Annotated in this window: 1 protein-coding gene; it reads left to right on the top strand. The window is 44.2% G+C overall.

Features of this window, described 5'->3' with window-relative positions; translation table 11 throughout:
• Positions 1-48: 48 nt before the first annotated feature.
• Complete coding sequence (locus AC805_RS16205) at positions 49-2,067, top strand: FAD-dependent monooxygenase (RefSeq protein WP_055076381.1); 2,019 nt, start codon at positions 49-51, stop codon at positions 2,065-2,067.
• Positions 2,068-2,198: the final 131 nt, after the last annotated feature.

Here is a 2,198-nt window from a genome sequence, read left to right as displayed (position 1 = left end):
CAGCTATATATGCGAAAATAAAAATACCTGAAGATAAACGATCGAGCCATGCAGCAGTTACTTTACATCGAGATCCCGACACCTCAAGTTGCAGCCGTGAAAACATGGCTCCAGACTGAGTACCAACCTCCCTTTGGGAAAAAATCCGTTGCTAAGCATGGCTTTATCCTCGATCGCCAAAATCGTTCAGGGGCGATCGCGCAATTATCAGTATTTATCTGGACATTGCAGCGCACGACTTATCTAAAAATATTTCGCTGGTCAGAGGAGGTGATGGATGGGGAAAAGGATTTTCTCGACCATTTGACGAAAGCGGCGCGGCAAGCTTTTCCCTATGAGTTTAAACAGCCACCTGCGATCGCGCCAAATCAATCCATTTTTGAAGCCCTTGCTGAGGAATATCCGCTTACGGTTAAATTCTTTCAACGGATTCCCAATGGCGAATATGATCTCAATCGCGTCTACTGGTGGGAAAAGCGTTGGCGGGAAAGTGTTAAGAATCCTAAAACTCCCAAACAGGTAATTTTTGAGGATTCACAAGCTAATTCTGTAAAGCCAGATGTCAACCCAGAGGTAATCTATGACATCGTTTATCTGGGCGGAGCATTGGGCGCAATCCATGCGGCAATGATGGCAAAGTTAGGCTATCGCGTTTGCTTAGTGGAACGCATTCCCTTTGGGCGGATGAATCGGGAATGGAATATTTCTCGCGCCGAATTTCAGAATCTCATCAACTTTGGACTCTTCACTAAAGAAGAATTTGAAGCGATGATCACGGCAGAATATGTCGATGGCTTTAATAAGTTTTTTGATAGCAATAATCCAGCGCACCTAAAAGCTAAAGTGCTGCATACGCCTACGGTTTTAAATATTGCGATCGATACTAATCGTTTGTTAGAAATTTGTAGCAAAAAATTACATCAGTATGGCGCAGTAATTTGCGATCGCACTGAATTCCAGAAAGTCGTAATTAACGATCATGGTGCGACTATTTTCGCGAAGAATCTGGAAACCGATGCCGAGGTAATTCTCAATTCGCGCTTAGTAATTGATGCGATGGGATCGGCTTCCGCGATCGCACAACAAATTAATGCTGGTCAAGCCTTTGATAGCGTCTGTCCGACTGTGGGCGCAGTTCTCGAAGGTTTTGAGAAACAAGTATGGGATTCAAACTATGGCGATGTTCTGTTTAGTCATGGCGATATTTCGCGAGGCAGACAATTGATTTGGGAACTCTTTCCAGCCGAGAAAGATGAACTGACGATTTATCTATTCCATTATCACCAAGTCCATCCCGAAAACCCAGGGTCATTACTGGAAATGTATGAGGACTTTTTCACGATTTTGCCTGAATATCGTCGTTGTGATATGGAAAAGCTCGTATGGAAGAAGGCGACCTTTGGCTATATCACGGGACATTACAGCCTCAATGAAAATTCTAAGAAATGTGCCTTTGATCGAATTCTAGCGATCGGCGATGCTGCCTCATTACAATCACCCCTTGTCTTCACAGGCTTTGGTTCCCTCGTGCGCAATTTGCCCCGTCTTGCGACTTTGCTGGATACCGCTCTCAAGCATGATTTATTAAAAGCCGATGATCTGAGCCAGATTAATGCCTATCAAAGCAATATTGCGGTCACATGGCTGTTTTCTAAGGGAATGATGGTTCCGACGGGAATGCATTTGCCCCCTGAGCGAGTGAACTCGATGCTAAATACTTTCTTTGGATTGCTTGCCGATGAGCCACAACCTGTTAGCGATCGCTTTATCAAAGATCGTCTGGGATGGCTAATGTTCAATCGTCTTGCTCTCATTGCCGCTTTTAAAAATCCTCAGTTAATTCTCTGGATTTTGGAAATGGCTGGGATACAGGACTTGCTGAAATGGTTATCTAGTTATGGTGCATTTACCCGCAGTTCGTTAACTAATGCGCTTTTGGGTAGATGGTTGCCGCAGATTTTGCGTAGTTCTCAAACTTGGCTGGAACCGACTAATCCTCGCCTATGGCTGCGCTTGTTAAGTTGGAGCTATGCCATTAATTATTCCGTTGGCAAGCAAGATTCTTAAAAAGCAAAAGGGGAGTGGTGACGCTTCGCGTCACTACTCCCCTTTTGCTTTCTTTGGGTTTATACCAATTCACGAAAGTGTTATCACGCTTTTGTGAATTATAGCGACAGTCACTTGACTGAGGACAAATC

Source organism: Pseudanabaena sp. 'Roaring Creek' (genome assembly GCF_001402795.1).
Taxonomy (GTDB): domain Bacteria; phylum Cyanobacteriota; class Cyanobacteriia; order Pseudanabaenales; family Pseudanabaenaceae; genus Pseudanabaena.
The sequence above is the reverse complement of the archived record's forward strand: the minus strand, read 5'-3'. Positions and strand labels throughout refer to the sequence as shown.

Bases quoted from the DNA above. Each gene is read 5' to 3' on its own strand.
- AC805_RS16205 (WP_055076381.1), top strand. From the start codon at position 49: ATGCAGCAGTTACTTTACATCGAGATCCCGACACCTCAAGTTGCAGCC.